The organism is Pantoea sp. B65, from assembly GCF_047308185.1.
Classification (GTDB): Bacteria; Pseudomonadota; Gammaproteobacteria; order Enterobacterales; family Enterobacteriaceae; genus Erwinia.
In genome coordinates this window covers 144213-170356 of sequence record NZ_JAHXPU010000036.1, presented here as the reverse complement: position 1 = coordinate 170356, position 26144 = coordinate 144213, and the positions used below count along the sequence as shown (strand labels likewise).

At 54.9% G+C, this 26144-nt stretch carries 23 protein-coding genes; 15 read left to right on the top strand and 8 right to left on the bottom strand.

The window, feature by feature from the left end:
- The first annotated feature begins 4 nt into the window (after positions 1 to 4).
- The gene (gene cobA / locus JWF83_RS15070) at positions 5 to 871 is read left to right on the top strand and encodes a uroporphyrinogen-III C-methyltransferase (protein WP_413651491.1); all 867 of its coding nucleotides are present in this window, start codon (positions 5 to 7) and stop codon (positions 869 to 871) included.
- Here cobA and JWF83_RS15065 read toward each other — a convergent pair.
- Entirely contained in the window at positions 787 to 1578 is a 792-nt protein-coding gene (locus tag JWF83_RS15065; RefSeq protein WP_413651143.1) for a DeoR/GlpR family DNA-binding transcription regulator, read from the bottom strand. The genes cobA and JWF83_RS15065 overlap by 85 nt on opposite strands.
- Before the next feature lie 474 nt (positions 1579 to 2052).
- Here JWF83_RS15065 and JWF83_RS15060 point away from each other — a divergent pair, with 474 nt between their 5' ends.
- The 7 genes from JWF83_RS15060 to JWF83_RS15030 all read left to right on the top strand — a co-directional run bounded on the left by JWF83_RS15060 (position 2053) and on the right by JWF83_RS15030 (position 9627).
- Complete coding sequence (locus JWF83_RS15060; protein WP_413651142.1) at positions 2053 to 2850, top strand: GolD/DthD family dehydrogenase; 798 nt, start codon at positions 2053 to 2055, stop codon at positions 2848 to 2850.
- Positions 2851 to 2927: 77 nt separating this feature from the next.
- Positions 2928 to 3863: a D-ribose ABC transporter substrate-binding protein gene (locus tag JWF83_RS15055; RefSeq protein ID WP_413651141.1), complete on the top strand. Its 936-nt coding sequence runs from the start codon at positions 2928 to 2930 to the stop codon at positions 3861 to 3863.
- A gap of 51 nt (positions 3864 to 3914) precedes the next feature.
- A complete protein-coding gene (locus tag JWF83_RS15050) occupies positions 3915 to 4526 on the top strand; it encodes a DUF2291 family protein (protein WP_413651490.1) in 612 nt (203 codons plus the stop codon).
- 10 nt (positions 4527 to 4536) lie between these two features.
- Positions 4537 to 6087: a sugar ABC transporter ATP-binding protein gene (locus JWF83_RS15045; RefSeq protein ID WP_413651140.1), complete on the top strand. Its 1551-nt coding sequence runs from the start codon at positions 4537 to 4539 to the stop codon at positions 6085 to 6087.
- A 20-nt stretch (positions 6088 to 6107) separates the two neighbouring features.
- The gene (locus tag JWF83_RS15040) at positions 6108 to 7175 is read left to right on the top strand and encodes an ABC transporter permease (protein ID WP_413651139.1); all 1068 of its coding nucleotides are present in this window, start codon (positions 6108 to 6110) and stop codon (positions 7173 to 7175) included.
- Between the two features lie 33 nt (positions 7176 to 7208).
- Positions 7209 to 8009 carry a glucose 1-dehydrogenase gene (locus tag JWF83_RS15035; RefSeq protein ID WP_413651138.1) on the top strand — a complete coding sequence of 267 codons (801 nt, stop codon included), beginning with the start codon at positions 7209 to 7211 and terminating at the stop codon, positions 8007 to 8009.
- A gap of 178 nt (positions 8010 to 8187) precedes the next feature.
- The gene (locus JWF83_RS15030; RefSeq protein WP_413651137.1) at positions 8188 to 9627 is read left to right on the top strand and encodes a YchO/YchP family invasin; all 1440 of its coding nucleotides are present in this window, start codon (positions 8188 to 8190) and stop codon (positions 9625 to 9627) included.
- Between the two features lie 9 nt (positions 9628 to 9636).
- Here JWF83_RS15030 and JWF83_RS15025 read toward each other — a convergent pair whose 3' ends face one another.
- Positions 9637 to 9825: a hypothetical protein gene (locus JWF83_RS15025; RefSeq protein WP_413651136.1), complete on the bottom strand. Its 189-nt coding sequence runs from the start codon at positions 9823 to 9825 to the stop codon at positions 9637 to 9639.
- Between JWF83_RS15025 and JWF83_RS15020 the strand changes: the two genes are divergently transcribed.
- Positions 9802 to 10707 carry a bestrophin family protein gene (locus tag JWF83_RS15020; RefSeq protein ID WP_413651134.1) on the top strand — a complete coding sequence of 302 codons (906 nt, stop codon included), beginning with the start codon at positions 9802 to 9804 and terminating at the stop codon, positions 10705 to 10707. The two genes, JWF83_RS15025 and JWF83_RS15020, sit on opposite strands and share 24 nt — an antisense overlap.
- A 100-nt stretch (positions 10708 to 10807) precedes the next feature.
- Here JWF83_RS15020 and JWF83_RS15015 read toward each other — a convergent pair whose 3' ends face one another.
- The 4 genes from JWF83_RS15015 to JWF83_RS15000 all read right to left on the bottom strand — a co-directional run bounded on the left by JWF83_RS15015 (position 10808) and on the right by JWF83_RS15000 (position 15024).
- Complete coding sequence (locus JWF83_RS15015) at positions 10808 to 11878, bottom strand: porin (RefSeq protein WP_413651132.1); 1071 nt, start codon at positions 11876 to 11878, stop codon at positions 10808 to 10810.
- 543 nt (positions 11879 to 12421) lie between these two features.
- Positions 12422 to 12583: a DUF2474 domain-containing protein gene (locus tag JWF83_RS15010; protein WP_413651131.1), complete on the bottom strand. Its 162-nt coding sequence runs from the start codon at positions 12581 to 12583 to the stop codon at positions 12422 to 12424.
- Between the two features lie 9 nt (positions 12584 to 12592).
- Positions 12593 to 13603, bottom strand: a complete 1011-nt coding sequence (gene cydB / locus JWF83_RS15005; RefSeq protein ID WP_413651130.1) for a cytochrome d ubiquinol oxidase subunit II — start codon at positions 13601 to 13603, stop codon at positions 12593 to 12595.
- Complete coding sequence (locus JWF83_RS15000; RefSeq protein ID WP_413651129.1) at positions 13603 to 15024, bottom strand: cytochrome ubiquinol oxidase subunit I; 1422 nt, start codon at positions 15022 to 15024, stop codon at positions 13603 to 13605. The genes cydB and JWF83_RS15000 overlap by 1 nt, the downstream gene beginning before the upstream one ends.
- Before the next feature lie 505 nt (positions 15025 to 15529).
- Between JWF83_RS15000 and JWF83_RS14995 the strand changes: the two genes are divergently transcribed.
- The 6 genes from JWF83_RS14995 (at position 15530) to spy (ending at position 22540) form a co-directional block, all read left to right on the top strand.
- Positions 15530 to 16750, top strand: coding sequence for an aspartate aminotransferase family protein (locus tag JWF83_RS14995; protein WP_413651127.1), 1221 nt, complete (start codon positions 15530 to 15532; stop codon positions 16748 to 16750).
- Positions 16747 to 17784 (top strand): arginine N-succinyltransferase, encoded by a 1038-nt coding sequence (gene astA, locus JWF83_RS14990; RefSeq protein ID WP_413651126.1) that lies wholly within the window; start codon positions 16747 to 16749, stop codon positions 17782 to 17784. The genes JWF83_RS14995 and astA overlap by 4 nt, the downstream gene beginning before the upstream one ends.
- Positions 17781 to 19250: a succinylglutamate-semialdehyde dehydrogenase gene (astD, locus tag JWF83_RS14985; protein WP_413651124.1), complete on the top strand. Its 1470-nt coding sequence runs from the start codon at positions 17781 to 17783 to the stop codon at positions 19248 to 19250. Before astA ends, astD begins: the two co-directional genes overlap by 4 nt.
- Complete coding sequence (gene astB / locus JWF83_RS14980; protein ID WP_413651123.1) at positions 19247 to 20575, top strand: N-succinylarginine dihydrolase; 1329 nt, start codon at positions 19247 to 19249, stop codon at positions 20573 to 20575. The genes astD and astB overlap by 4 nt, the downstream gene beginning before the upstream one ends.
- 93 nt (positions 20576 to 20668) lie before the next feature.
- Positions 20669 to 21670 carry a succinylglutamate desuccinylase gene (gene astE, locus JWF83_RS14975; protein ID WP_413651122.1) on the top strand — a complete coding sequence of 334 codons (1002 nt, stop codon included), beginning with the start codon at positions 20669 to 20671 and terminating at the stop codon, positions 21668 to 21670.
- 339 nt (positions 21671 to 22009) lie between these two features.
- Complete coding sequence (gene spy / locus JWF83_RS14970; protein ID WP_413651120.1) at positions 22010 to 22540, top strand: ATP-independent periplasmic protein-refolding chaperone Spy; 531 nt, start codon at positions 22010 to 22012, stop codon at positions 22538 to 22540.
- Positions 22541 to 22623: 83 nt separating this feature from the next.
- Here spy and cho read toward each other — a convergent pair whose 3' ends face one another.
- Together cho and JWF83_RS14960 are read right to left on the bottom strand one after the other, a co-directional pair.
- Positions 22624 to 23505, bottom strand: coding sequence for an excinuclease Cho (gene cho, locus JWF83_RS14965; protein ID WP_413651489.1), 882 nt, complete (start codon positions 23503 to 23505; stop codon positions 22624 to 22626).
- 882 nt (positions 23506 to 24387) lie between these two features.
- Positions 24388 to 26118: a hydantoinase B/oxoprolinase family protein gene (locus JWF83_RS14960; protein ID WP_413651119.1), complete on the bottom strand. Its 1731-nt coding sequence runs from the start codon at positions 26116 to 26118 to the stop codon at positions 24388 to 24390.
- Between the last annotated feature and the right edge of the window lie 26 nt (positions 26119 to 26144).

The following is a 26144-nucleotide window of genomic DNA, read 5'->3' as shown; positions in this document are numbered from 1 at the left end:
TCAAATGACAGTGGCGCTCTCTTCTCTGGATAAGTTACTGAATGGTGCTTTGCGCGGCGCGCAACCGGGCGCGATCTGGCTGGTCGGCGCCGGACCGGGCGATGTGGAACTGCTAACGGTAAAAGCGCTGCGGCTGATTGAGCGTGCGCAGGTGGTGGTTTACGATCGTCTGGTGAGCGGTGAAATTATGGCGCTGGTGCCAGCCGATGCGCTCTGTATTGATGTCGGTAAGACCCCCGGTTTTCACGGTATGAAGCAATCGCAGATTAATCAGTTGCTGGTCGATTTAGCCCGCGCCGGGCAGCAGGTGATCCGTCTGAAGGGCGGCGACCCGTTTATTTTTGGGCGTGGAGGCGAGGAAATGGCGTGGGCGCAGCAGGCAGGGATCCCCTGTTATGTGGTGCCGGGGATTACTGCCGCCACCGGCTGTGCGGCGGCGACGGGTATTCCATTAACCCATCGCGGAATGGCGCAGTCGGTGCGCTTTATTACCGGCCACGGGCGGGATGGCAAGCCGCAGCTGGACTGGCAAAGTCTGCAGGATCAGCATCAGACGCTGGTATTTTATATGGGGCTGACCTGGTGTGAGGCGTTAAGCCAGCAGCTCATTGCCCATGGCCGTAATGGCGAAACGCCGGTGGCGATTATCGAGCGCGGCACCCGGCACGATCAGCGGGTGATGATCACGCGTTTACACCAGCTGGCCAGCTGCGTGGCGCAACAGCAACCGCAATCACCAAGCTTATTGATCGTCGGCGAGGTGGTTTCGCTGTACCGTGCGCCGCATCATTCGGCCACCAGCACCTTGACGCCCAGCGCTTCAAAGGCGTTGATCGACAGCTGTGAAATACCGCTATCGGTGATCAGATAGTGGATATTGCTCCAGTCGCAGGGCATCGCGAACATTGAGACCTTATCGATTTTACTCGAGTCGGCCACCACATAGACGGTGTTGGCCGATTTCATCATCGCGGTTTTCACTTTAATATCGGTTTCACTCGGGTAGCTCAGCCCGAGGCGCGGCGAGATGCAGGCGGTGGCGAGAAACAGTTTTTCTGCCAGCACGTTCTGAAAAAAACCGGCGGCTTTTTCCCCGGAGGTCGAGAGCGTGGGGAATTTAAAGGTGCCGCCGGTCAGCAGGATATTAATGCCCGGTTCGCCACCGAGCTTCAGGGCGATATTCACTGCGGTAGTGATAACCGAAAGTTTTCGAATATGGCTCATATGATTAGCGATTGCGGTGGTCGTGGTGCCGGAATCGAAAATCACCGTATCGCCATTTTCAATATGCTTTGCCGCCAGACGCCCGATGGCATCTTTGGCATCAAGATGTATTTGCCTTTCCAGCAGCAGTGCGCCGGTATTTTGCTTACCGGTGATTAGCGTGGCGCCGCCATGATAGCGTTGCACGTGCCCCTCTTTTTGCAGTTGCCGCAGGTCAGTACGGATGGTGGCTTCGGTCAGATTAAAGGCTTCAGTCAGCATCTTAACCGTAACGGTGCCGTCCTCGCGGATCATCTCAAGGATCTTATCGCGGCGTTGCTGCATATCCGCCAGCTGTTCACTTTTGCTTTTCAATCGAAATACTCCCTTTTCCTGATTGTCGTGCTCAGGACCGGTTCAGACACCTTTGCTGCCATAAATATTAACGCTGACGGTTGGTGAAAGCGAGGTGACGATAGTTAACATATAATTTTCATTCGAAAATGATATGTAGGAAATAGAGTCGATTTATCACAGTGTTAAGTCAAATTTATCCATATACTCTGCGGTCAATATAATCAGTGTGCTGATAAATCATGTGCTTATGTGTTCACCTGCTTTTTATTTGAACTTTGATCTGTGCCACATCTTGTTAACAATCGATAGCGTATATTTTTATTCGAAAGTCAATGACCAGCAAAATGATAAGCGGCAGCGTGAAGTTAAACGCTTTATTTTGCTGACTATTCTGTGCTGTTCAGCGGCGCGGCGCCGGGGGTATCCGGGCGGCGTCGCTGCCAGCCGCCACTCCTGCTATACACCACGCCGTTTCGTAAGGAGAGCCGGGCGATGAGTAATGAATACGATGTAAATCTGCGTTATGGCGTCGATACCAATCTGGATCTGAGCGGCAAAGTTGCCGTAGTGACGGGTGGACTGGGTGGGATCGCCATGGCCAGTAACCAGATGCTACTGGAGAAGGGCGCCAGCCTCGCGCTGCTGTACCCGGCGTTCGAACAGCAAAAAGTGGCGCAGGTCGCCGCCCGGTTTGATGCCGCCCGCGTGCAGTTTGTCGAGTGTGACGTGACGCAACCGGCTTCGGTGACGGCAGCCTTTCAGCAGGTGGTCGCGCACTATGGCCATCTCGATATTCTGGTTAACTGCGCCGGTTATGTGATGCTGCAGCCGGTACTGGAGACCGACTTTGCTGAATGGGAAAAGCAGCTGGCGGTAAACCTTACCGGACCCTTTCTCTGCTCGCAGGCGGCGGCGAAACAGATGATTCAGGCCGGTAACGGCGGCAAGATTATTAATATCGCCTCACAGGCCGCCTCGATTGCCATTGATAACCATGTCGCTTACACCTCGGCGAAGGCCGGGCTGTTGGGCATGACCAAAGTAATGGCGAAAGAGTTCGCCCGCCACAAAATCAACGTCAATACCCTGTCACCGACCGTGGTGCTGACGCCGATGGGCGAAAAGGCCTGGCGCGGTGAAAAAGGGGAAGCGATGAAGCAATTAATCCCGCTGGGTCGTTTCGCCTATACCGATGAGATCGCCGCCGCCGTGCTGTTTTTTGCCAGCAACGGCAGCGACATGATCACCGGCGCCGATCTGATGATCGATGGCGGTTTTACGATTTGGTAATCCCCGGTGCGGCACGAGTCCCGCCCGGCCACGGCTTTGTACACCTGCATATAATAATACATAGAGAGAACATCATCATGAAAACGCGTTTATTGCTATTAGCTGTTGCCACGGCCTGTAGTTTCTCCACCGCAGCCTGGGCGGCGGAGAAAGGCACCATAATGATTATGGTTAACTCACTCGATAACCCGTACTACGCCTCCGAAGCCAAAGGCGCCAATCTGAAGGCGCAGGCGCTGGGTTATAAAACCTCGGTGCTTTCCCACGGAGAAGATGTCAAGAAGCAGAGTGAACTGATTGATGCCGCAATTGGTAAAAAAGTGCAGGGCATCGTGCTGGATAACGCCGACTCCACCGCCAGCGTGGCGGCGATCAAAAAAGCCAAAGACGCCGGTATTCCGGTGGTGCTGATCAACCGGGAGATCCCGGTCGACGATGTGGCGCTGGTGCAAATTACCCACAATAACTTCCAGGCGGGTTCAGATGTCGCCAACGTCTTTGTCGAGAAGATGGGTGAGAAGGGTAAGTATGCCGAACTCACCTGTAACCTTGCAGATAACAACTGTGTGACACGCTCGAAATCCTTCCACCAGGTGCTTGATCAGTACTCAGATATGCAGAGCGTGGCGCGCCAGGATGCGAAAGGTACGCTGATCGATGGTAAGCGCATTATGGACAGTATTCTGCAGGCGCATCCGGATGTAAAAGGGGTGATCTGCGGCAACGGTCCGGTGGCCCTCGGCGCGATTGCCGCCCTGAAAGCCGCCGGTCGCAATGATGTGATTGTGGTCGGTATCGACGGCAGCAACGATGAGCGCGAAGCGGTAAAAGCCGGCAGCCTGAAGGCCACGGTTATGCTGCAGGCGCAGGCGATCGCCGCGCAGGGAGTGACCGATCTCGATAATTATCTGCAGAAAGGCACTAAACCCGATAAACAGCGCGTGATGTTCCGCGGCATCCTGATCACCCCGGAGAATGCCAGCAAGGTGCAGGACTTCAATTATAAGTCTTAACGCTTCAGACGCCGCTGTCGCGCCCGCCTGGCGGGCGCAAAGGAGAAAATGATGTCCAGAGGTCTCTGGCTGATGATTGCCGTACTGACGTTAGCGGGCTGCCGTATCGTCTCCCGCCAGCAGCTGGCTGAGTTAAAAAGTCCGCCGAATGCCAAAATGGCGGATGTTCACCAGGTGTTCCAGCAAAAAATTGTGCCGCAGCTGGCCAGCGAGGCGAAGCCGCTGGACGAGCTGATGAAAAATCTGACGGCGGCGAAGGATTTCGACAGCGCCTGCGCGAAGTTTGGTTATCGTGCCCAGGCGGAAAACCCCTGCGTGTTTGCGGTATTAGTCCAGGGCGCGGTAGAGGATGTCAATACCGGTTCGCGCAGCGGCAAAATGACGATTAAAGATGTCAGCGGTGTCAGTGCAGTGGTGCAAATCGGACCGATTATTCGTGGTACCGCCCTGCGTGATGCTTACCAGGGGGCCAGCTATCAGGACTTTAACGATCAGGTGCTGTTTGGCGACTATGGCCGGGCGATCAATAACCAGGCTTCCGATCAGATGAAAGCGCTACAGCCGAAGGTCGGCGATAAGCTGGAAGTGGTTGGCGTATTCAGCAGTTGGGACATTCCGCAAACCGTTCCGGATATTACCCCGGCGCGGGTAACGCGTCAGTGAGGAGTGAATAATGGCCCACATGCAAACTGAGGCGCTGGATAGCGTGGTGCAACTGCCCGAGGTAATTATTGAGACGCAAAATGTGTCGCGTATTTATCCCGGCGTGACGGCGCTTGACCAGGTTAACTACCGCGTCTATCGCAATAAGGTCAACGTCCTGATTGGCGAAAACGGCGCCGGGAAGTCCACCATGATGAAGATGCTGGCCGGGGTGGAGACCCCTTCTTCCGGGCAGATCTTTCTGGATGGCGAACCGGTTACTCTCCACTCCACCCAGCAGGCGGAAAAGCATGGGATCAGCATTATTTTCCAGGAGCTGAACCTGTTTCCCAATATGAATGTGATGGACAACATTTTTATCGGCAACGAGTTTTTCCAGCACGGCCGTATCAATGAGAAATATCAGTATCAGCTGGCCAAAGCGCTGCTGGAGCGGCTGGAACTGGATGTTGATCCATACACTTCGCTGGGGGATTTGGGGATTGGCCATCAGCAACTGGTGGAGATTGCCCGCGCGCTGTCAAAAGACACCCGGGTTCTGATTATGGATGAGCCGACGTCGGCGCTCAGCCAGTCGGAAGTCAGAGTGCTGTTTAATGTGATTGCTCAGCTGAAGCGGCGCGGCGTCACCATTATCTATATCTCCCACCGGCTGGAAGAGCTGATGGAAATCGGCGATCACATCACCATTTTCCGCGATGGCCGTTTTATCAGCGAACGCGAAGTCCGCGATGCCAGCGTGCCGTGGATTATCGAACAGATGGTGGGGGATAAGAAAAAGCATTTTGATTACTCGCCAGCCCGCCAGGGCGAAACGGTACTGGCAGTGAATGGCCTGACGGCGCTGCACCAGAATGGCGGCTATAAGCTGAATGACGTCAGTTTTAGCCTGCGCAAAGGCGAAGTGGTCGGCATTTATGGCCTGCTGGGCGCCGGACGTACCGAACTGTTTAAAGGGCTGATAGGTCTGATGGCGTGCCAGAGCGGCAGCGTGACGCTTAACGGACAATCGCTGGATAAATGCAACTTCCAGCAGCGGCTCAAGCGCGGTATTGCGCTGGTGCCGGAAGATCGTCAGGGCGAAGGGATCATTCAGCTGATGTCGATCAAAACCAATATGACCCTTTCCGATGTCAGCCTGCGTGCTTTTCATCGCGCGCTGGCGCGATTGCGGCCGCAGCAGGAGGAGAGCCGGGTTAACCAGATGATCCAGCACTTAGCGATTAAAGTCAGCGATATCGAGCTGCCGATCACCTCGCTCAGCGGCGGCAATCAGCAGAAAGTGGTGCTGGGTAAGGCGTTAATGACCGGGCCGGAAGTGGTGTTACTGGATGAGCCGACACGGGGCATCGATGTCGGAGCAAAAACCGATGTGTATCATCTGATTGGTTCCATGGCGCACCAGGGGCTGGCGGTGATGTTCTCCTCGTCAGAGCTGGATGAGGTGATGGCGCTGGCCGACCGTATTCTGGTGATGGCCGACGGCAAAATTACCGCCGATTTACCGCGTGCCGGCGCGACGCGCGAAATACTGATCGCCGCATCAACGCCGCATGACTGACCGGGCCAGAGGATAGCAAGATGAACCAAAAATATCTGCTCTACATGTACTTACTGAAAGCGCGCACCTTTATCGCCCTGTTAATCGTGATTGGTTTCTTTAGCGTGATGGTGCCGAACTTCCTCACTACCTCCAATCTGCTGATTATGACGCAGCACGTGGCGATTACCGGCCTGCTGGCGATTGGCATGACGCTGGTCATCCTTACCGGCGGCATTGATCTGTCGGTCGGCGCGGTAGCCGGGATCTGTGGCATGGTGGCGGGCGCCCTGCTGACCAATGGTATTCCGCTCTGGGGTGACAATATTCTGTTTCTCAATGTCCCGGAAGTGATTCTGCTGGTGGCGATCTTTGGCGTGATTATTGGGCTGGTGAATGGCGCGGTGATCACCCGGCTTGGCGTGGCGCCCTTTATCTGTACGCTTGGCATGATGTATGTGGCGCGTGGTGCGGCGCTGCTGTTTAACGACGGCAGTACCTACGCCAATCTGGTGGGGATGGAGCCGCTGGGCAATACCGGTTTTGCGATTCTCGGTTCCGGTACGGTGTTAGGGGTTTATATCCCGATCTGGCTGATGCTCGGCTTCCTGCTGCTCGGGCTGTATCTGACGCGTAAAACCCCGCTGGGCCGCTATATCTATGCCACTGGCGGCAATGAGTCGGCGGCGCGTCTGGCCGGGGTGCCGATTATCAAGGTGAAAGTATTTGTCTATGGTTTCTCCGGGCTGTGCGCCGCGCTGGTCGGGCTGGTGGTGGCGTCACAGCTGCAAACCGCCCACCCGATGACCGGCAATATGTTTGAGATGGACGCCATTGGCGCCACGGTGCTGGGTGGCACCGCGCTGGCGGGGGGGCGTGGGCGAGTGTCAGGATCGATTATTGGCGCCTTTGTTATCGTCTTCCTTGCCGACGGCATGGTGATGATGGGAGTCAGCGACTTCTGGCAGATGGTAATTAAAGGTCTGGTGATCGTTACGGCGGTGGTTATTGACCAGTTCCAGCAACGTTTACAAAGTAAGGTGGTGTTAATGCGTCGCCATGAAAAAAAGCAGCAGGCGGCAGCGCTCTCTGAAGTAAGCCACGGCTGAGAGCTGGCCAGCAACCGATAACAGGAGCAGAAGATGAAACGTGATTTTAGCGGTAAAACGGTAGTGATTACCGGCGCCTGTCGCGGCATTGGCGCCGGCATCGCCGAACGTTTCGCCCGGGACGGCGCCAGACTGGTGATGGTCAGCAATGATGCTGAACGCGTCTCTGCCACCGCGCAAAAACTGCAGGCGCGATATGGCGTGGAGATTCTGGCGCTGCCGGTGGATGTGACCGATGAGTCACAGGTACAGGCGATGTATCAGCAGGCGGCGCAGACGTTCGGCAGTATCGACGTATCGGTACAGAATGCCGGCGTGATCACCATCGACAGTTTTGATCGCATGCCCAAAGCGGATTTCGAACGGATCCTTGCGGTGAATACCACCGGCGTCTGGCTCTGCTGTCGCGAAGCGGCAAAATATATGGTGAAACAGCAGAGCGGCAGCCTGATTAACACCTCTTCTGGTCAGGGGCGTCAGGGCTTTATCTATACACCGCACTATGCGGCCAGCAAAATGGGCGTTATCGGCATTACCCAGAGTCTGGCCCATGAGCTGGCGCCGTGGCATATCACGGTGAATGCTTTTTGTCCGGGCATTATTAACAGTGAGATGTGGGACTATAACGACCGGGTGTGGGGCGAAATTCTTAGCAGTGAGAAAAAACACTACGCTAAAGGCGAACTGATGGCGGAGTGGGTTGCGGGGATCCCGCTAAAACGCGCCGGAGAACCGCAGGATGTCGCCGGACTGGTGGCGTTCCTCGCGTCCGATGATGCGCGCTATATCACCGGACAAACCATTAATGTCGATGGCGGATTGATTATGTCGTGACTGGCGGTGGCGTTTATCCAGCCAGACAGGCCACGCATAATGCGTGGCCTGTTGGTCTCTGCCTGCCCTGTTTTCGAAATTTCGTAAACAGTATGTTAAGCTAAAGTCTACTTTTTTATCTCAGGTCCGTGATGGCGGTCATAAATAAGTGAAACTGACAGATTAACCGGCAGGTGTAATGGTATTACGGCAGCGCAAAAAAATATTCTCCGCCTTACTGATGCTGAGCGGCATCGGGCTAACGCTGCCCGGCGCATACGCCCTGCAAACCGCTACGCCAGTTCCCGACTATCCCTTCGACGATCCCGCTCGTTTTAGCGCCATGCAACGCCAGCTGCCCGAACTCGGCAACAGCAGCGGCGGCAACGATGCCTTTGCCAGGCAACTGGCAACGGTTGTCAAAGATATTGGCGAAGCCAGTCTTAACAGCGAGAGCGACGATTCGCCAGGCAAACAGGCGGGGCAGTGGGCGTTTAACCATTTTCGCAGTGAGGTGGCTGAGCAGGTGGCCGATCGCGGGCAAAGTCTGCTTTCACCTTATGGCAGCGCCAGCCTGTCGCTGCAGATGGATATCGATGGTAGTCTGGATGGCAGTAGCGCGCAGTTGCTGACGCCATGGCAGGATAAATATCAGTATTTAACCTTTACTCAGCTCGGGGTATCGCAAACCGATCGGGGGGCGGTCGGTAATGTCGGCCTCGGTCAGCGCTGGTTCGCCGGTCACTGGTTGCTGGGCTATAACACCTTTGTCGATCGCCAGTTTGACAGCGGTTTGCAACGCGCCGGGGTGGGCACCGAAGCCTGGGGCGATTTCCTGCGTTTTTCAGCAAACTATTACCATCCACTCTCCGGCTGGCGTAATGCCAGTAGCAGTTCGCAGATCAGGCTGGCGCGCGGCTATGACATCACTACCCAGGGTTATTTACCCTTTTACCGCCAGCTCGGCGCCTCGCTAACTTATGAGCAGTACCTCGGCGATAATGTTGATCTGTTTAACAGCGGCAGCAGCTACCATAACCCGGTGGCGGTCACTGTCGGAGTGAATTATACCCCGGTACCGCTGCTGAGCTTTACCGCGTCCCATAAAGAGGGGGAAGGGGGGGAGTCACAGGATCAGTTTGGCATGAAGGTGAATTATCGTATTGGCGTGGCGCTAAGCAAACAGCTGTCGGCGGACAATGTCGCCGGGGCGCGTTCGTTGCGCGGTAGCCGCTATGATGTGGTGGAGCGTAACAATACACCGGTGCTGGAGTTCCGACAGCGTAAGACCCTGTCGGTGTTTCTTGCCACACCGCCGTGGCAGCTGCAGCCGGGGGAAACCTTACCGCTGAAATTGCAGATTCGCGCCGCCAATAGCATTGCGCGCGTCAGCTGGCAGGGAGATACCCAGGCGCTGAGTCTGACGCCGCCGGCCAATAACACCAGCCCGCAAGGCTGGTCGCTGATTATGCCGCAATGGGACAGTTCCCCGGAGGCCAGCAATGAGTACCGGCTGTCGGTGACGCTGGAAGACAGCAGGCAACAGCGCGTCACCTCAAACTGGATCACGCTGAAGTTATCGCCACCGATGACATTGCAGGGCGCTGGCGCTAATCGCTACGATCTGATGGCGCCGTAGCCGCGGGCCTCAGCGGCGATATCCACTGGCATAATCATTATTTTTATGGCTAAGGATGCTGGCAATGGCGCCGGTTACAGCTCGCAACCAAATGTGACCAATATCACAAAAAAGTGCTTTCCAGCGGATAATGTTTTTGCCACAATCGGCGAAAATTATTAACACCTGCACATCATGATCATCCGCCCCCATCGTCATTGGTTTCTCCGCCTGTTTGCCTGGCACGGCTCAGTGCTGCCCGGCATTCTGTTCCGTCTTACCCTTAATCTGGCGATGTCGATTATCGCTATTTTCTGCCTTGGCTGGTATGAGTCGCTTGGCGTGAAATTAACCCTGGCGCCTTTTAGTCTGCTCGGCGTGTCGATCGCTATTTTTCTTGGTTTTCGCAACAGCGTTTGTTATGCCCGTTTTACCGAAGCGCGTCAGTTGTGGGGGAATTTGCTGATTGCCTGTCGCACCATTCAGCGTCAGGCGCTGGCCATCTGTCCCCATGAAGTGCCGCAGGTGACCACTCTGCTGCTGGCCTTTTGTTACAGCATGAAGCACCAACTGCGTGGCAGCGACCCGCGCGCAGATTTAACCCGCTACCTCGGCGGCGAAGCGGAAAAGGTGCTGCAGCGCCGTGCGCCGACCAATTTTATTGAGTTGCAGCTTTCGCAGTGGCTGGCCGCCCAGCGCCGTCAGGGTAATGTCTCTGATATGGTGTATGTCAGCATGGATCAGAGCCTCAATCAGCTGACGCAGGTGCTGGGGGGCTGTGAACGGCTGGCCAGTATGCCGGTGCCGTTTGCCTATGGCTTGCTATTGCATCGTACGGTGTATCTGTTTTGCAGCCTGCTGCCCTTTGCCCTGGTGCCGGATCTGCATTATATGACGCCGCTGGTATCGGTGTTTATCTCCTATACCTTCCTTTCGCTGGATACGCTGGCTGAAGAGCTGGAGACACCTTTCGGCTTCGCCAGCAATCATCTGCCGATGGATGCGATGTGCACAAATATTGAAATCAATCTGCGTGAGATGAATAACGAAACGCAGCTGCCGGATGCGATTCGTCCTGATGCGCAGTTTCGTCTGCGCTAAGCGATTCGGCAAAGAGAAGGGCAGTTCATGATGAACTGCCCTGTTTGCTTCAGGCGGCTTGTCGACACAACAATGCCGCCGCCAGTGAGGGTGCGTTAACTCAGAACTGGTAAGTCAGACCTACGCCGGTAACGTCGTCGTTAGCCAGGCCGAGTGCATTGTCATCCTTCAGCAGGTTGATTTTGTACTCTGCGTAGAACACCATGTTTTTGTTGAAGTAGTAGTAGGTGCCCACGGCAACGTATTTGAAAATATCCGCGCTACCAATGCCTTCGATATCTTTGCCTTTCGACGAGACATAGGCCAGGGACGGACGCAGGCCGTTAAGGAACTGATACTGCGCCAGGGCTTCGAAGTTTTGTGCTTTGTTGGCAAAGCCACCGCTGATCGGGGTGGCATTCAGCGTTTCGCCATACATGGTCGCCAGATAAACCTGGTTCGCATCATATTTAATCGATGTCGCCCATGACTGCGCGCGATCGCCTTCACCGCGTGCCGCGGCATTCTGCGTTTCAGTGCGGTCGATGCTGGCGAAAGCACCGGTAAAGGTCAGGCCGAAATCAAGATTGTAGGCGGCGGAAAGCGCATAGCCGTCGCCGTTAGAACGACGTACTGCATCGGTGTTGCCGCTACGATCGTTTTTGCCTTCATACTGCAGGGCAAAGTCCAGACCTTTCACCAGACCAAAGAAGCTGGTATTGCGGTAGGTGGCGACGCCGGTTGAACGGCCAGAGAGGAAGCCGTCGGTATAGCCTGAATCGCCGCCGAATTTTGGCAGCATATCGGTAGAGGCCAGTGCGTCATAGATCAGGCCGTAGTTACGGCCGTAATCGAATGAACCGAAGTTAGCGTATTTCAAACCGGCAAAGCCCAGGCGGGTTTTGTTGCCACTTTCGGCGTCAGAACCTTCAGAGTTATTACCCTGGAAGTTGTACTGCCAGCGGCCATAGCCGGTCAGCTGGTCGGTGATTTGCGTTTCACCTTTAAATCCTAAACGGATATAGGTAGCGTCACCATCGTTGCTGGTATCGCTGGAGAAGAGATGACCGGCATTCACTTTGCCGTCAAGTACCAGCTTATTGCCATCTTTATTATAAATCTCTGCGGCATGGGCAGATCCCAGACCCAGCAGCAGAGGTAATACCACTGCAATTACGTTATGCTTCATCATTAAAGTATCCTGTAAATTATTTTTATTGTGACGCGCATTTGCGACCCGGTAGAAAATGTCACAAATAATAAATTTACAATAAGAACATAACTGTAACTAAATGTAAAAGAATGGCATTTATCGAAAATTGCGATGGTTAAAATCATTTTTTTACTATGGTTATCGATTTTTCTTATTATAGCTTTACTGCTCTTTGGCGGATTGTGACGCGTTAAGCTACTGTTAACCTGGCTTTAATGACCAGTTTTTGCGCGTTAATTACATTTCATTTACATCATTTATAAGTTTTTAAATTATGCAAGTTTTCACCCTCAATGTTCAGTAACAAAAATATAATTCACCGCCTTAAGGCTGTTTTCTTATTTCTATAGTTACAAATGTTTCTTGCCGAAAATAAATCGTTGTGGTGAATAACAAGGGGAATTTATAAGTGATAACTGACTAAGTAATACAGTGCGTTGTCAGTAGTTGGCTAATTATTACTTTACGTTAAGAATAAACAGGCGGTGAGAATATCACCGCCTCTGGCAGGAATGATTAAATTTAATGAAGCTTCAGTCCGGCGCTACTCATTAATAAGCGCAACAGGCTGGCAATAATAAACAGCGCCAGTACGCTGCCGCACCAGATAATCAGCAGCCAGTACAGCCGTCGCCACCATGGCTGCTTAACGCCTTGACGCGTCATTCGCTGGATAAATGTCATTGCGTTTCCTCAGTGATAACCATGCTCTGGTTTAACCTTGCCGCGGAATACATAATAACTCCATAAGCTATATACCAGGATAAGTGGGATAATAAACAGCGCTCCAACCAGCATAAAACCCTGGCTTTGCGGCGGCGCGGCGGCAGCCCGGAAGCTGATGTCCGGCGGGATCAGGTTCGGCCAGATACTGATGCCGAGTCCACTGAAACCGAGAAAGATAAGACCCAGCGTCAGCATAAAAGGGGTGTAATGCGCATTGCGGTTCCAGGCGCTATGCCACAAACCCCAGGATACCAGCAGCACCAGCAGCGGTACCGGTAAGAAGAACAACAGATTAGGTAAACTGAACCAACGTTCCGAAATTGCCGGATGGCTGAGTGGCGTCCAGCCACTGACGATCGCCATGATCACCAGCAGCGCCAGTAGCAACGGGCGCGCCATTTTACGCATACGTAACAGTAATTCCCCTTCGGTTTTAATAATCAGCCAGCTGCAACCCAGCAGCCCATAGGCGACAACTAACCCCACGCCACAGAACAGACTGAAGGGTGTCAGCCAGTCAAATGCCGCGCCGCTCCACTGGCGTCCGGTGACAGAAAAACCATTCAGAAAGGCACCCAGCACCACACCCTGCGCAAAGGTGGCGACAAAAGAGCCGGCAATAAATGACTTATCCCAGAACCGGCGGTGTGCCGGCGTGGCTTTAAAGCGAAATTCAAAGGCGACGCCGCGAAATATCAGACCGATCAGCATAATGGTCAGCGGAATGGTCAGCGCATCGAGGATCACCGCGTAGGCGAGAGGGAAGGCGCCAAACAGTCCGGCCCCTCCCATCACCAGCCAGGTTTCGTTGCCATCCCATACCGGGGCGACAGTGTTCATCATCACATCGCGGTCACCGGTGTCGGGCACCAGTGGATAGAGCAGACCGATACCGAGGTCGAAGCCATCCATAACCACATACATCAGGATGCTGAAAACGATGATGATGAACCAAATCAGAGCAAGATCGATACCCATTACTGTTTCCTCTGCGGCAGGTCAAAAGTGTCATCGGCGGCGGATAACGGGCGTGCCGGTGTGCGCGGGGTACCCGGCCCACCTTCAGGGGCATGCTCCTGATAAGGTTGCGGCCCCCGGGCGACCAGTTTCAGCAGATAGATCAGACCGACGCCAAATACCGAGCTGTACACCAGAATAAATACCAGCAGGCTGACTGACATTTGCAGGGCGCCATGGGCCGAGACCGCATCACGGGTACGCAGCAGGCCATATACCACCCAGGGCTGGCGGCCGATTTCGGTGGTAAACCAGCCGGCGAGGATCGCCAGCAGACCGGATGGCCCCATTAGCAGGACAAAACGGTGAAACCAGCGCTGGTCATACAGGCGCCGCCGGATGCGCAGCCACAAGCTGCAGACGCCGACGGCGATCATCAGCAGGCCCAGCGCCACCATCATGCGGAAGGACCAGAAGACAATGGTCGAGTTCGGTCGATCGGTTGCCGGGAAACTGTTTAGCGCCGGGATCTGTTTGTCGAGACTGTGGGTCAGAATCAGGCTACCGAGATAGGGAACTTCGAGCGCATATTTGGTCTCTTCCGCCTGCATATCCGGCCAGCCGAACAGGATCAGCGGCGAAGGATCGCGATTATTATTTTGCCAGTGGCCTTCAATCGCCGCGATTTTGGCTGGCTGGTATTGCAGGGTGTTTAAGCCATGGGCATCGCCAATACCGGCCTGAATCGGCGCCACGATTAATGCCATCCACATCGCCATGGAAAACATGCGTTTCACCGCCGGGCTTTTATTGCCGCGCAGCAGATGCCAGGCCGCGGAGGCGCCGACGAAAAAGGTGCTGGCGAGGAAGGCCGCGGTCGACATATGCAGCAGGCGGTAAGGAAAGGAGGGGTTAAATACCACTTTTAGCCAGTCGACCGGAATGAGCTGATTATTGACGATCGCAAAACCTTGCGGCGTATGCATAAAACTGTTTGATGCCAGAATCCAGAAGGTGGACATCAGTGTGCCGAGTGCCACCATACAGGTGGCGAAGAAATGCAGCCCCGGCCCCACCCGGTTCCAGCCAAACATCATCACGCCGAGGAAGCCAGCTTCGAGAAAGAATGCGGTCAGTACCTCGTAGGTGAGCAGTGGACCGGTAATACTGCCGGCAAAGGCCGAGAAACCGCTCCAGTTGGTACCGAACTGGTAAGCCATTACCAGTCCTGATACCACCCCCATACCGAAATTAACGGCAAAGATTTTTAGCCAGAAATGGTACAAATCGCGCCAGGCGTCATCCTGGGTTTTCAGCCATAGTCCTTCCAGCACCATCAGGAAACTGGCCAGCCCGATAGTGATTGCCGGAAAGATAATATGGAAGGAGACGGTAAAGGCGAATTGTATTCTTGCCAGTTCGAATGCGTCTAAACCGAACATAGGCACCTCGTTAATGTCATCACGATATTTCCAAAAGCAGAAAGTAGCGACTGAAGGCAGATTCAGTCACTACAAGTGTAGAAGAACGCATAGTCAAACATGGACAACGAGGCAATAACAGACACAGTTATTTGGATTTAACCTATAACAGAAGGTGCGCCAGTTGCACTATTATGGGGCCCTGTGGGCCATTAGGGTGCATGTGCTGCACCTTAATAAAACCAAATCCCATCATCGATCACAAAAGCCATATTTTATTTTGCCAATGCATAATTTCTCTTCTTTATGTTCCGCGCCGGGCGTCTTTTCGGATTGTTATTCACTTTTTATGCATTAACTATGCATAGAGATCGAATGTAAGTTGTTGATATTTAGTGTCATAGATCGATTTATGCATTTTTAGCGCTGGCTGGCACGATGCGTGCAATTTACAGTAGAGCTGTGATGAATCATTTCGTTAACATTGTTTAAACTTTTAATTCACCTGGTGAGCAGTGAGGCCGCTATGCAACAGTCAGTATCACGTGAGAACTTTGATCAATGGATGGTGCCAACCTATGCACCTGCCAGCTTTGTGCCGGTCAGGGCTGAGGGGTCAACGCTGTGGGATCAAAATAATAAAGATTATATCGACTTTGCGGGTGGTATTGCGGTGAACGCGCTGGGTCATGCGCATCCTGAATTACAGCTGGCGCTACAACAACAGGCGGCGCGTCTGTGGCATACCGGCAACGGCTACACCAATGAACCGATTTTGCGGCTGGCGAAACAGTTGATCGATGCCACGTTTGCGGAGCGGGTATTCTTCTGTAACTCCGGCGCGGAAGCCAATGAGGCGGCGCTGAAACTGGCGCGTAAATATGCCCACGATCATGCTGGCGCACACAAGAGCGGCATCGTCGCATTTAATAACGCCTTTCATGGCCGCACGCTATTTACGGTCTCTGCCGGCGGGCAACCTGCCTACTCGAAAGATTTCGCGCCTTTGCCGGAAGCGATTGGCCATGCGGTATTTAATGACCTGGATTCGGCTGCCGCGCTGATTAATGATGATACCTGCGCGGTGATTGTTGAACCGATTCAGGGGGAGGGCGGCGTGGTGCCTGCCGAGCCGGCTTTTTTGCGCGGTCTGCGCGCGCTCTGTGATAAGCACCATGCACTGCTGATTTTTGATGAAGTGCAAACCGGCGTTGGCCGTACCGGTTCGCTGTATGCCTATATGCACTATGGCGTCACGCCGGATGTGCTGACCACCGCCAAGGCGCTGGGCGGCGGCTTCCCGATTGGCGCGATGCTGACGACGGAAAAACTGGCGGCGGTGATGGGCGTGGGTACCCACGGCACGACCTATGGCGGTAATCCGCTGGCGGGGGCGGTAGCCGGTAAAGTGATTGAGTTGATCAACCGTCCGGATGTGATGGACGGCGTTGGCCTGCGTCATCGCTGGTTTATCGACGGACTGAACGCCATCAATCAGCGGTTGCACTTGTTTAAAGAGATCCGCGGTCTGGGGCTGCTGATTGGCTGCGTGCTGAATGATGATTACAGCGGCAAAGCCAAACAGTTCAATCTGGCTGCCGCTGAGCAGGGGGTGATGGTATTGATCGCCGGCGCCAGCGTGGTGCGTTTTGCGCCGTCGCTGGTGATTAGCGAGCAGGAAGTCAAACAGGGGCTGGCGCGCTTTGAGCGTGCCTGTGAAGTGGTTGTTAAAGGAGCAAATGTATGAGGTTTATTCGTCCCGTTGAACGTGACGATCTGCCGCAACTACTGGCGCTGGCGGGTAAAACCGGTGGCGGTCTGACCTCGTTGCCTGCCGACAGCCAAACGCTGTCGGCGCGGATCGAACGTTCAATCCAAACCTGGCAGGATGCTTTGCCGCGTGCGGAACAGGGATACGTGTTTGTTCTCGCCGACAGCGACAACAATCAGGCCGTCGGCATTTGTGCGATCGAGGTAGCGGTCGGGCTGCAGGATCCCTGGTATAACTTTCATGTAGGTACCCAGGTGCATGCCTCGAAAGAACTGAACGTGTATAACAATCTGCCCACTCTGTCACTGAGTAATGATCATACCGGCAGCAGCGAGCTCTGTACGCTGTTTCTCGATCCTGACTATCGTGACGGCAAAAATGGTTACCTGCTGTCGAAGTCGCGCTTTCTGTTTATGGCCGAATTCCGCGATCGCTTTATGGATCGGGTGGTGGCTGAGATGCGCGGCGTCAGTGATGAAAACGGACACTCCCCCTTCTGGGACAGCGTCGGCAGCCGTTTTTTCTCCATGGCGTTTACCGATGCCGACTTTCTCAGCGGTACCGGACAGAAATCCTTTATTGCTGAACTGATGCCGAAGCATCCGCTGTATATCCACTATCTGTCGCCCGAAGCGCAGGCGGTGATCGGTCAGGTGCATCCGCAAACCGCGCCGGCGCGGGCGGTGCTGGAGGCGGAGGGCTTTCGTTTCCAGAACTATGTCGATATTTTCGACGGCGGCCCGACGCTGGAATGCCATATTGACCAGGTGCGTGCGATTCGTAAAAGCCGCCTGTTGCCGGTCACCCTCAGCGAACGCGCGCCGGATGAGAGTTTGCCGCTGTGCCTGGTCGCCAACACGGATTACCGTAATTTCCGCGTGATGCTGCTGCGCGCCGATCCAAAGAGCGCCGCCATTACCATTAACCGCGAGACCGCACAGATTATGGCATGCCAGAGCGGCGACAACCTGCGCGTGGTGAAACTGTTTGCCGAGGAGAAAAAAGCATGACGCACTGTATTAATGGACAATGGATCACCGGCGGCGGCGAGAACGCCATTAAGTTCGACCCGGTTGACGGTAAGTTGTTATGGCAGGGGAAAACCGCCAGCGCCGGTCAGGTGGTGGCCGCCTGTGAAGCAGCGCGCGCCGCCTTTCCCGGCTGGGCCCGCCGCCCGTTCGCCGAGCGTCAGAAGATCGCCGAAAAATTCGCCGCACTGCTGGAGCAGCATAAAGATGAGCTGACCGCTTCTATTGCTCAGGAAACCGGTAAGCCGCGCTGGGAAGCACAAACTGAAGTGCAGGCGATGATCAATAAAGTGGCGATCTCGGTCAGCGCATTTCATGCCCGTACCGGCGAGCAACAACAGGGAGAGAGCGCTCTGCGTCATCGTCCGCATGGCGTCATGGCGGTATTTGGTCCCTACAATTTCCCCGGGCATCTGCCAAACGGGCATATTGTGCCGGCGCTGCTGGCCGGTAATACCGTGGTATTTAAACCCAGCGAACTGACGCCGCTGACCGCCGAGAAAACCGTGCGGCTGTGGCTCAGCGCCGGTGTGCCCGGTGGCGTGCTGAATTTGCTGCAGGGCGGGCGTGAGACCGGCCAGGCGCTGGCGCAGGATAAACAGATTGATGGCCTGCTTTTTACCGGCAGCGCCAATACCGGCTATCAGCTGCATCGTCAGTTCGCCGGCCAGCCGGAAAAAATGCTGGCGCTGGAGATGGGCGGCAATAATGCGCTGATTGTTGAAGATCCTGATGATATCGACGCTGCCGTGCATATTGCCATTCAGTCGGCATTTATTACCGCCGGGCAGCGCTGCACCTGCGCGCGCCGTCTGCTGGTCAGGCGTGGCGCCAGCGGCGATGCTTTCCTCGCGCGTTTAGCCAGTGTGGCGGGGCGGCTGCGCGTTGGCCGCTGGAATGATGAGATTCAGCCGTTTATGGGCAGCGTGATTTCGCTGCAGGCGGCAGAGCATATCTACAACGAGTGGCAGGCACGGGTGGCCGCCGGCGGCAAAGTATTGCTGGCCATGCAATGGCCGCAGCGCGATAGCGCGATCCTGACGCCGGGGATTATTGATGTGACTAACATCAGTAACCTGCCGGATGAAGAGGTGTTTGGCCCGTTGCTGACGGTGATCCGTTACGACGATTATGACCAGGCGATTCGTCTGGCGAACCAAACCCGCTACGGCCTCTCTTGCGGACTGATCTCGCCGCAGCGCGAGAAATTCGATCGGCTGCTGATTGAGGCGCGCGCCGGGATCGTTAACTGGAACAAACCGCTGACCGGCGCCTCCAGCAGCGCGCCATTTGGCGGCATTGGCGCTTCGGGGAATCATCGCGCCAGCGCCTGGTATGCTGCCGATTATTGCGCATGGCCGATGGCCTCGCTGGAGAGCCCGCAGCTATCGCTGCCGGCCAGCTTATCGCCCGGCCTGGATTTCAGCGCCACAGGAGAGCAGAAATGAATGCCCGCGAAGTCAATTTTGATGGTCTGGTGGGATTAACCCACCACTACGCCGGGCTGTCATTTGGTAATGAAGCCTCGACGCGCAACCAGCATCAGCAGTCGAATCCCCGGCTGGCGGCAAAACAGGGGCTGCTGAAGATGAAAGCGCTGGCCGATCTTGGTTTTGCGCAGGGGGTGATCCCGCCCCATGAACGGCCGAATCTTGCGGCGCTACGCCAGCTGGGGTTTAGCGGCAGTGATGCACAGGTGCTGGCTAAGGCGGCGCAACAGGCGCCACAGCTACTCTCTGCCGCCAGTTCGGCGTCGGCGATGTGGGTGGCGAACGCCGCAACGGTATCACCGTCGGCAGACAGCGCCGATCGGCGGGTGCATTTCACCGTCGCGAATCTGAACAACAAGTTTCATCGCGCAATGGAAGCGCCCACCACCGGGGCGTTGCTCAGCGCCATCTTCCGTGATCGGGACTATTTTTCCGTCCATCAGGCGTTGCCGCAGGTGGCCATGTTTGGTGATGAAGGGGCGGCCAACCATAACCGGCTGGGTGCGCACTATGGCGAGGCGGGCCTGCAGCTATTTGTTTACGGGCGCGAAGAGGCCAGCAGCGGTTTGATCCCGGCGCGTTATCCGGCACGGCAGACGCGCGAGGCCAGCGAGGCGGTGGCGCGTCTGCACCAGTTGGATAGCGGGGCAACCCTTTTCGCCCAGCAGAATCCGGCGGTTATCGACCAGGGCGTGTTCCACAACGATGTGATTGCCGTCAGTAATCAGCAGGTACTGTTCTGCCATCAGCACGCATTCCTGCATCAGCCGCAACTGCTGGCGCAGCTGGCGCAGAAAGTCCCGGATTTTTGCGCGATTGAAGTGCCGGACAGTCAGGTATCGGTCAGCGATGCGGTGAGTACCTATCTGTTTAACAGTCAGTTACTCAGCCGCGAGCACGGCGGCATGCTGCTGGTATTGCCGGAAGAGGCGCGCCAGCATGCCGGTGTCTGGCGCTATCTGAATCAACTGGTGGCCGACGATGGCCCGATCGGCGAAGTGAAAGTGTTCGACTTGCGCGAGAGTATGTGTAACGGTGGTGGCCCGGCTTGTTTACGTTTGCGCGTGGTGCTTAACGCGCAGGAGCAGGCAGCGGTGAATCCGGCAGTGATGATGAATGACCGGCTGTTCACCACTCTCAATCGCTGGGTCGACCGCTATTACCGCGACCGTCTGTCGCAGGATGACCTCGCCGACCCACAATTGCTCACTGAAGGGCGTGAAGCGCTCGATGAGCTGACTAAGCTGCTAGACTTAGGCAATGTTTACGATTTTCAGAAGTAATCACGGATAGCGCCAAAGGGCGCTGTGGCTGCCATGCAAGCGGCAGCCCGCGACCCTGTTTATCCGGATACCTGAATTTACCATGGAGTACGAATGCAGGATTTTTTACAGCAAACGCTGTCAGGTGAAACGCCACCGCAACTGACGGGCGAAACGACGCATCTGCGCTGGCAATGGTGGGATGAGGGTATTATTGAGTTTACGCCGCATCAGGCGACGCGACGCGCGATCGTGATTTCTGCCGGTATTCACGGCAATGAAACCGCGCCGGTAGAGATCCTTAATCAGTTACTGATACAGCTGCTCAGCGGCGAAAAAGCGCTGGTGCCGCGTCTGCTGGTGATCCTCGGCAACCCGGCGGCATTACGGCAGAATAAACGCTATCTGCGTTGTGATCTCAACCGTTTGTTTGGTGGTCGCTGGCAGCAGTATGAAGACTGCCCGGAAGCGCGACGCGCCTGGCGTCTGGAACAGGCGATGGAAACCTTCTGGCAGGCCGGGGATAATCTTGAAGTCTGCTGGCATATCGATCTGCATACCGCGATTCGCGGCTCCTGGCATCCGCGTTTCGGCGTGCTGCCGTTAAATCAGCGCCCATGGCCGGAAAACTTTATGCAGTGGCTGGGCGCGGCCGGACTGGAGGCGCTGGTATTTCATCGTGCGCCAGGCGGCACCTTTACCCACTACAGTTGTGAACACTTTAATGCCGCCAGCTGTACGCTGGAGTTAGGCAAAGCGCAGCCTTTTGGCCATAACGACCTGACGCAGTTTGCCGCCGCCCGCCAGGCGCTGGCGGCGGTGTTATTTGGCGAACCGCTGCCGTCGGTTGGCGAAGCGCCGCGCCGCTACCGGGTGTCACAGCAAATTACCCGGCTGTCAGCGGCATTTAAGTTGCATATGAGTGCCGATACGCTTAATTTTACCGCTTTCCCGCAGGGCACTTTACTGGCGGAGGATGGCGATAAGCGCTACTACGTCCAGCAAGCGCAGGAGTATGTGTTGTTCCCTAATCCGTCGGTCGCTACCGGCCTGCGCGCAGGATTAATGCTGGTGGAAGATAATGCGCATAATCAGACCTTAAGCGAGCGGCATTAACACCGGGTGGTATCACTCTTACCCTGAAGGGGAGCCATTAATGGCTCCCGCGGTTTAATGGCATGGTTCCCCGATGCAAATCCACTGACATAATCTTTCCCTAATGCTGCGTAAAGCGTTACACTCCTCCATAATCCCTGCTAAAACCTCGCTAAATTCATATTCCTTAGCAATTCTTCACCATAATCTTCTTATTCTCTTCATGATTGTTTGTTTACTGTCTTTTATGCTTTCAGGGCTTTACCAACGCTCTGAGTACTTGACGTTCAACGGCCTAAACTTGATTTCGAACTCGCGACACAGGCTGTCGTCATGAAACTGAAAAGTAAGGACAATATTATGCGTAAATTAACATCCCTTTTTATTGCAACAACTCTGGCCCTGGGTGCAGCTAATATCGTTCATGCTGCGGCCGACAACCTGACACCAGCGCCGGCAGGCATGGAAAAACCAATGCATAAACCGCCGATGCGTGGTGGTATGCATGACATGTTTAAAGGTCTGAATCTGACGGATGCGCAGAAAGAGCAGATCCGCACTATCATGCGTGATGCGCATAAAGATATGAAACGCCCTTCACTGGAAGAGCGCCGCGCCACCCATGCGATTATCGCCTCCGACAGCTTTGATAAGAGCAAAGCCGAAGCTCAGGCCGCGACAATGACTGCCGATGCCAAAGAGCGGGCGGTAGCGATGATGGAAACGCAGAACAAGCTGTATAACGTACTGACCGCAGATCAGAAGAAACAGTACAACGCCAATTTTGAGAAACGTCTCACTGAAAAACCGCAACATCAGGGTAAGATGCTGCCACCAGATGAAGGTGGTGCGAAAGGCGATATGCCACCATCCGATGCGCCAGCGGAATAAGATTACAGTATAAGCGTTGGTAAAATTTGAAACCGCCGGTGTTGCCCACATAGCCTGTCAGGCAGTGGGCAACATCGGCGGTTTTACGTGGTGATCAGCGGGATAATCGGATAGTTGCCGCTGAGTAGCGGACGACAGAGAATTTTATAGCCGTCCTGATCGAACCCCTGCGGCGTCACGTTCAGCGCCGCCGCCTCAGTGATATCACTCACCGAACCCAGATAAAACCAGTGATCGATAATATGGATCTGGGTTTCCGCCACTCCCTGCTCAACTAAACCGATCGCCCCGTTATAGGGCCAGCACCGTACCCGCACCTGTTCCAGCGCCGCCAGCAAGCGCTGCTGATGGGTTTCGTCACTCTCTTTGCCACAACAGGCGCCGGCACAACGACCGAGGCTGACGCGAAAGCAACCGCGCCCTTTGCTGAGACTCTCCAGACCTAATAAGCCATAGCAAAGGCGCTGTTGGTCGGCAATTTTTTTTAAGGTTTCCAGCGCCGCGCGGCGGCTGGCATAGAGGCCAAACAGGTTGGGCGAACGGGAGAAATCGAGCTCCCTGGCGTAGACCACCGTCGGCTGGCTGTCGCTGAGCTGCAACGAGCAGAGCTGACGGTTTTTACGTAACCGTTTATTAAATAGCGGCTGTTGGGTTTTAATCATCTGTGCTTCCAGCAGCAGCGCCCCCAGTTCTCCGGCAGTGGTGATCCAGCTAATCCGTCGCGCCTGGCGCAGCATTCGGGCTTCCGCGCTATTGCGCAAGTGAGACATAATGCGCGTACGAAGATTAACGCTTTTGCCGATATATAGCGGCATCAGTTCACTTTCACCGTGGAACAGATAGACACCGGGCAGATTGGGTAGCTGATCCAGCCAGTGACGCAGATGGTCGGGATATTGATAGATGGCTGCCGCTTCGAACTCAAGACGGTGGCTGAAAACAGGTTTTACCACGGAACACTCCATTAACTGGCTATTTGTCCAGTATAGCATCCGTTGCCGGGCGGCATAAATGTCGGGCGGCATAAATGCCGCCCCTACAACAGAAGAATATCTGAAATTGCCCCCGTCCCGATGGCGGCAGTAGTGCAAGCCATTGATACCGGCGGCAGAATATCTGAAACCCGGATGTAGGGGAGCCATTAATGGCTCCCGTCCCGATAGCGGCAGCCGTGCAAGCCATTGATACGGAAGGAATATCTGAACCCCTGCTGTAGGGGAGCCATTAATGGCTCCCGCCCCGATGGCGGTAGCCGTGCAAACCATTGATACGGGCGGAATAAATCCCGCCCCTACAGAAGAATATCTGAAATGGCTCCCGTCCCGATAGTGGCAGCAGTACAAGCCATTGATACGGAAGGAATATCTGAACCCCTGCTGTAGGGGAGCCATTTATGGCTCCCGTCCCGATGGCGACAACCGTGCAAGCTATTGATACGGGCGGCAGAATATCTGGACCCTGATGGAGGTACTGCGTACGGATAACGGGGAGAGACCACATGAGGCGCATGGCGGGCCGCCTCCTTCATTGGTATGGGGCCTCTTGTTACCCATCCGGGACGGTAAAGTGCCGGATGGGGAGTACCAGGAAAGTTCAGGGGGCACTGAACGGAGGGATAAACATCGGTGGAGGGTTGTTCCTGAGTGAGACGCTGCGGCGAGAGTACGTAAGGGGGGAGAGGTGGATGACGAACTGGACGCCATCCTGTTCGACCGGATGATACTTGCTTACCACGACAGAGTTGAGCAGAGTATCATCCGGATCGACCCGACATAAATGTGTTACCCATGTGGCTGGTCAGATGTGTAACCCATGTGGCGGTTGTAGATTAATGCGACCTCGTACGATTAGCTGGCTGTTTTACGCAGCTGCTGCGTCGCACTATCATCATAAGCCAGCGTGTCCGGATCAATCACAACACCATAGATTTCACGTGCGGCGGCAGGTGTCACCAGTTGTTCTTCCACATCCCGCACCACACGCCATGGTTCACGCTCAAACGCCTTACCATAACCACCGGCACCCGAAGTACGCCAGCTCAGTAAATCACCGTCAGACAAGGTATAAGTTCCTTTCGAGTTAAGCTCATAGGCATTATCTGTATCAGCATTCACCAGCGTGACGCCTTTACTACCACTAAGACCACCAAACAAACCGAATGGCGCATATTTAACCCGATCGCCGAGGTTAAAGATTTTGACATTATCTACTGTCAGGCGCAGGTCGCGACGAACACCAAAACCGCCGCGGAAGGTTCCGCCGCCGGCCGAGTCGGGGATCAGACCGAAATATTCAAACAGCACCGGACGGCGGCTTTCCTGCACTTCAATTGGCACATTGCTGGCGTTTGCCGGGAATGAGGTTGCTTCCAGCCCGTCTTTATTGGCGCGGGCTCCAACGCCGCCCATCGTCAGCTCCCAGCAGACAAACGGCTGACCCGTTTTTGGATCAAGGCCACCCAGTATCGGGTTAAACATATGCGATCCTGCAGCGAGGCTATGTTCCGGTACAGCCTGAGACAGTGCAGCCATCACCACTTCATAAATACGAGGTGAATTGACTGCGCGACCACCGCAAGGTGCCGGACGGCGCGGATTAAGGAAACAGCCTTCCGGCGCAGTGACCGTGACCGTATTGATGATACCCTGGTTTTGTGGCAGGTTCGGTAGCGTGACACTTTTCACCGCGGCAATAGAGTAAGCGGTAGTGTAGGTCAGATAGCTGTTCATCCCGGCATCGCGTTGCGGCCCGCTGCCATCCCAGTCAACATTAATGCTATCGCCGGTAATCGTCACCGTGACCTTAAATACTACCGGGTCGGTATCGGGTCCAACGTCATCCATACAGTCTTCATAGACGTAGACCCCAGGTTTCAGCTTGCTCAAGGCTTCGCGCATCGCTTCTTTACTGCGTGCCAGAATTTCGTACATACAGGCGCGCAAAGTATCTGCGCCATAACGCTGTCCGAGCTCACGCAGGCGACGTGCTGCGCCCATGTTAGAGGCGTATTGGGCACGGATATCGCCCAGCACATCGGAAACGCGCACGTTTGACTCAATCATCCGGAAAACATCCGCGTTCGGTTCACCCGCATGATAGAGCCGGGTTGGCATAATGCGCAGACCTTCCTGATAGTTGTCGAACAAACCCGCGACACTTTGCGAACCACTTGCTGCACCACCGATATCAATTTGGTGGGCGATATTGACGGCGAAACCCAGTAGTTCTCCATCAAGAAAAGCGGGGGAGACCATATAAATATCTGGCAAATGGCCGGAACCAATCGCCGGGTCATTACAGATAATGGCATCACCTTCGCTCAGGGTTTCACGAGGGAAGTTGGCCAGCATTCTGTTTACCGCAAAGGCCATTGAGCCAAGGTGACCGGGACTGTAGTCACCCTGAGCGATAAGATGACCGTCAGGATTGAAAACCGCCGTTGAGAAGTCAGTACCTTCGCGTACGGCCACTGAATAGGCGGTACGGCTCAGGGTTACCCCCATCTCGGCCGCAATGGTCAGCAGACCACCCCAGATAACAGAAAAAGTAACCGGATCGATTTTTGCTGAATTACTCATGGTATTTTCCTTATTCTCAGTGTCTG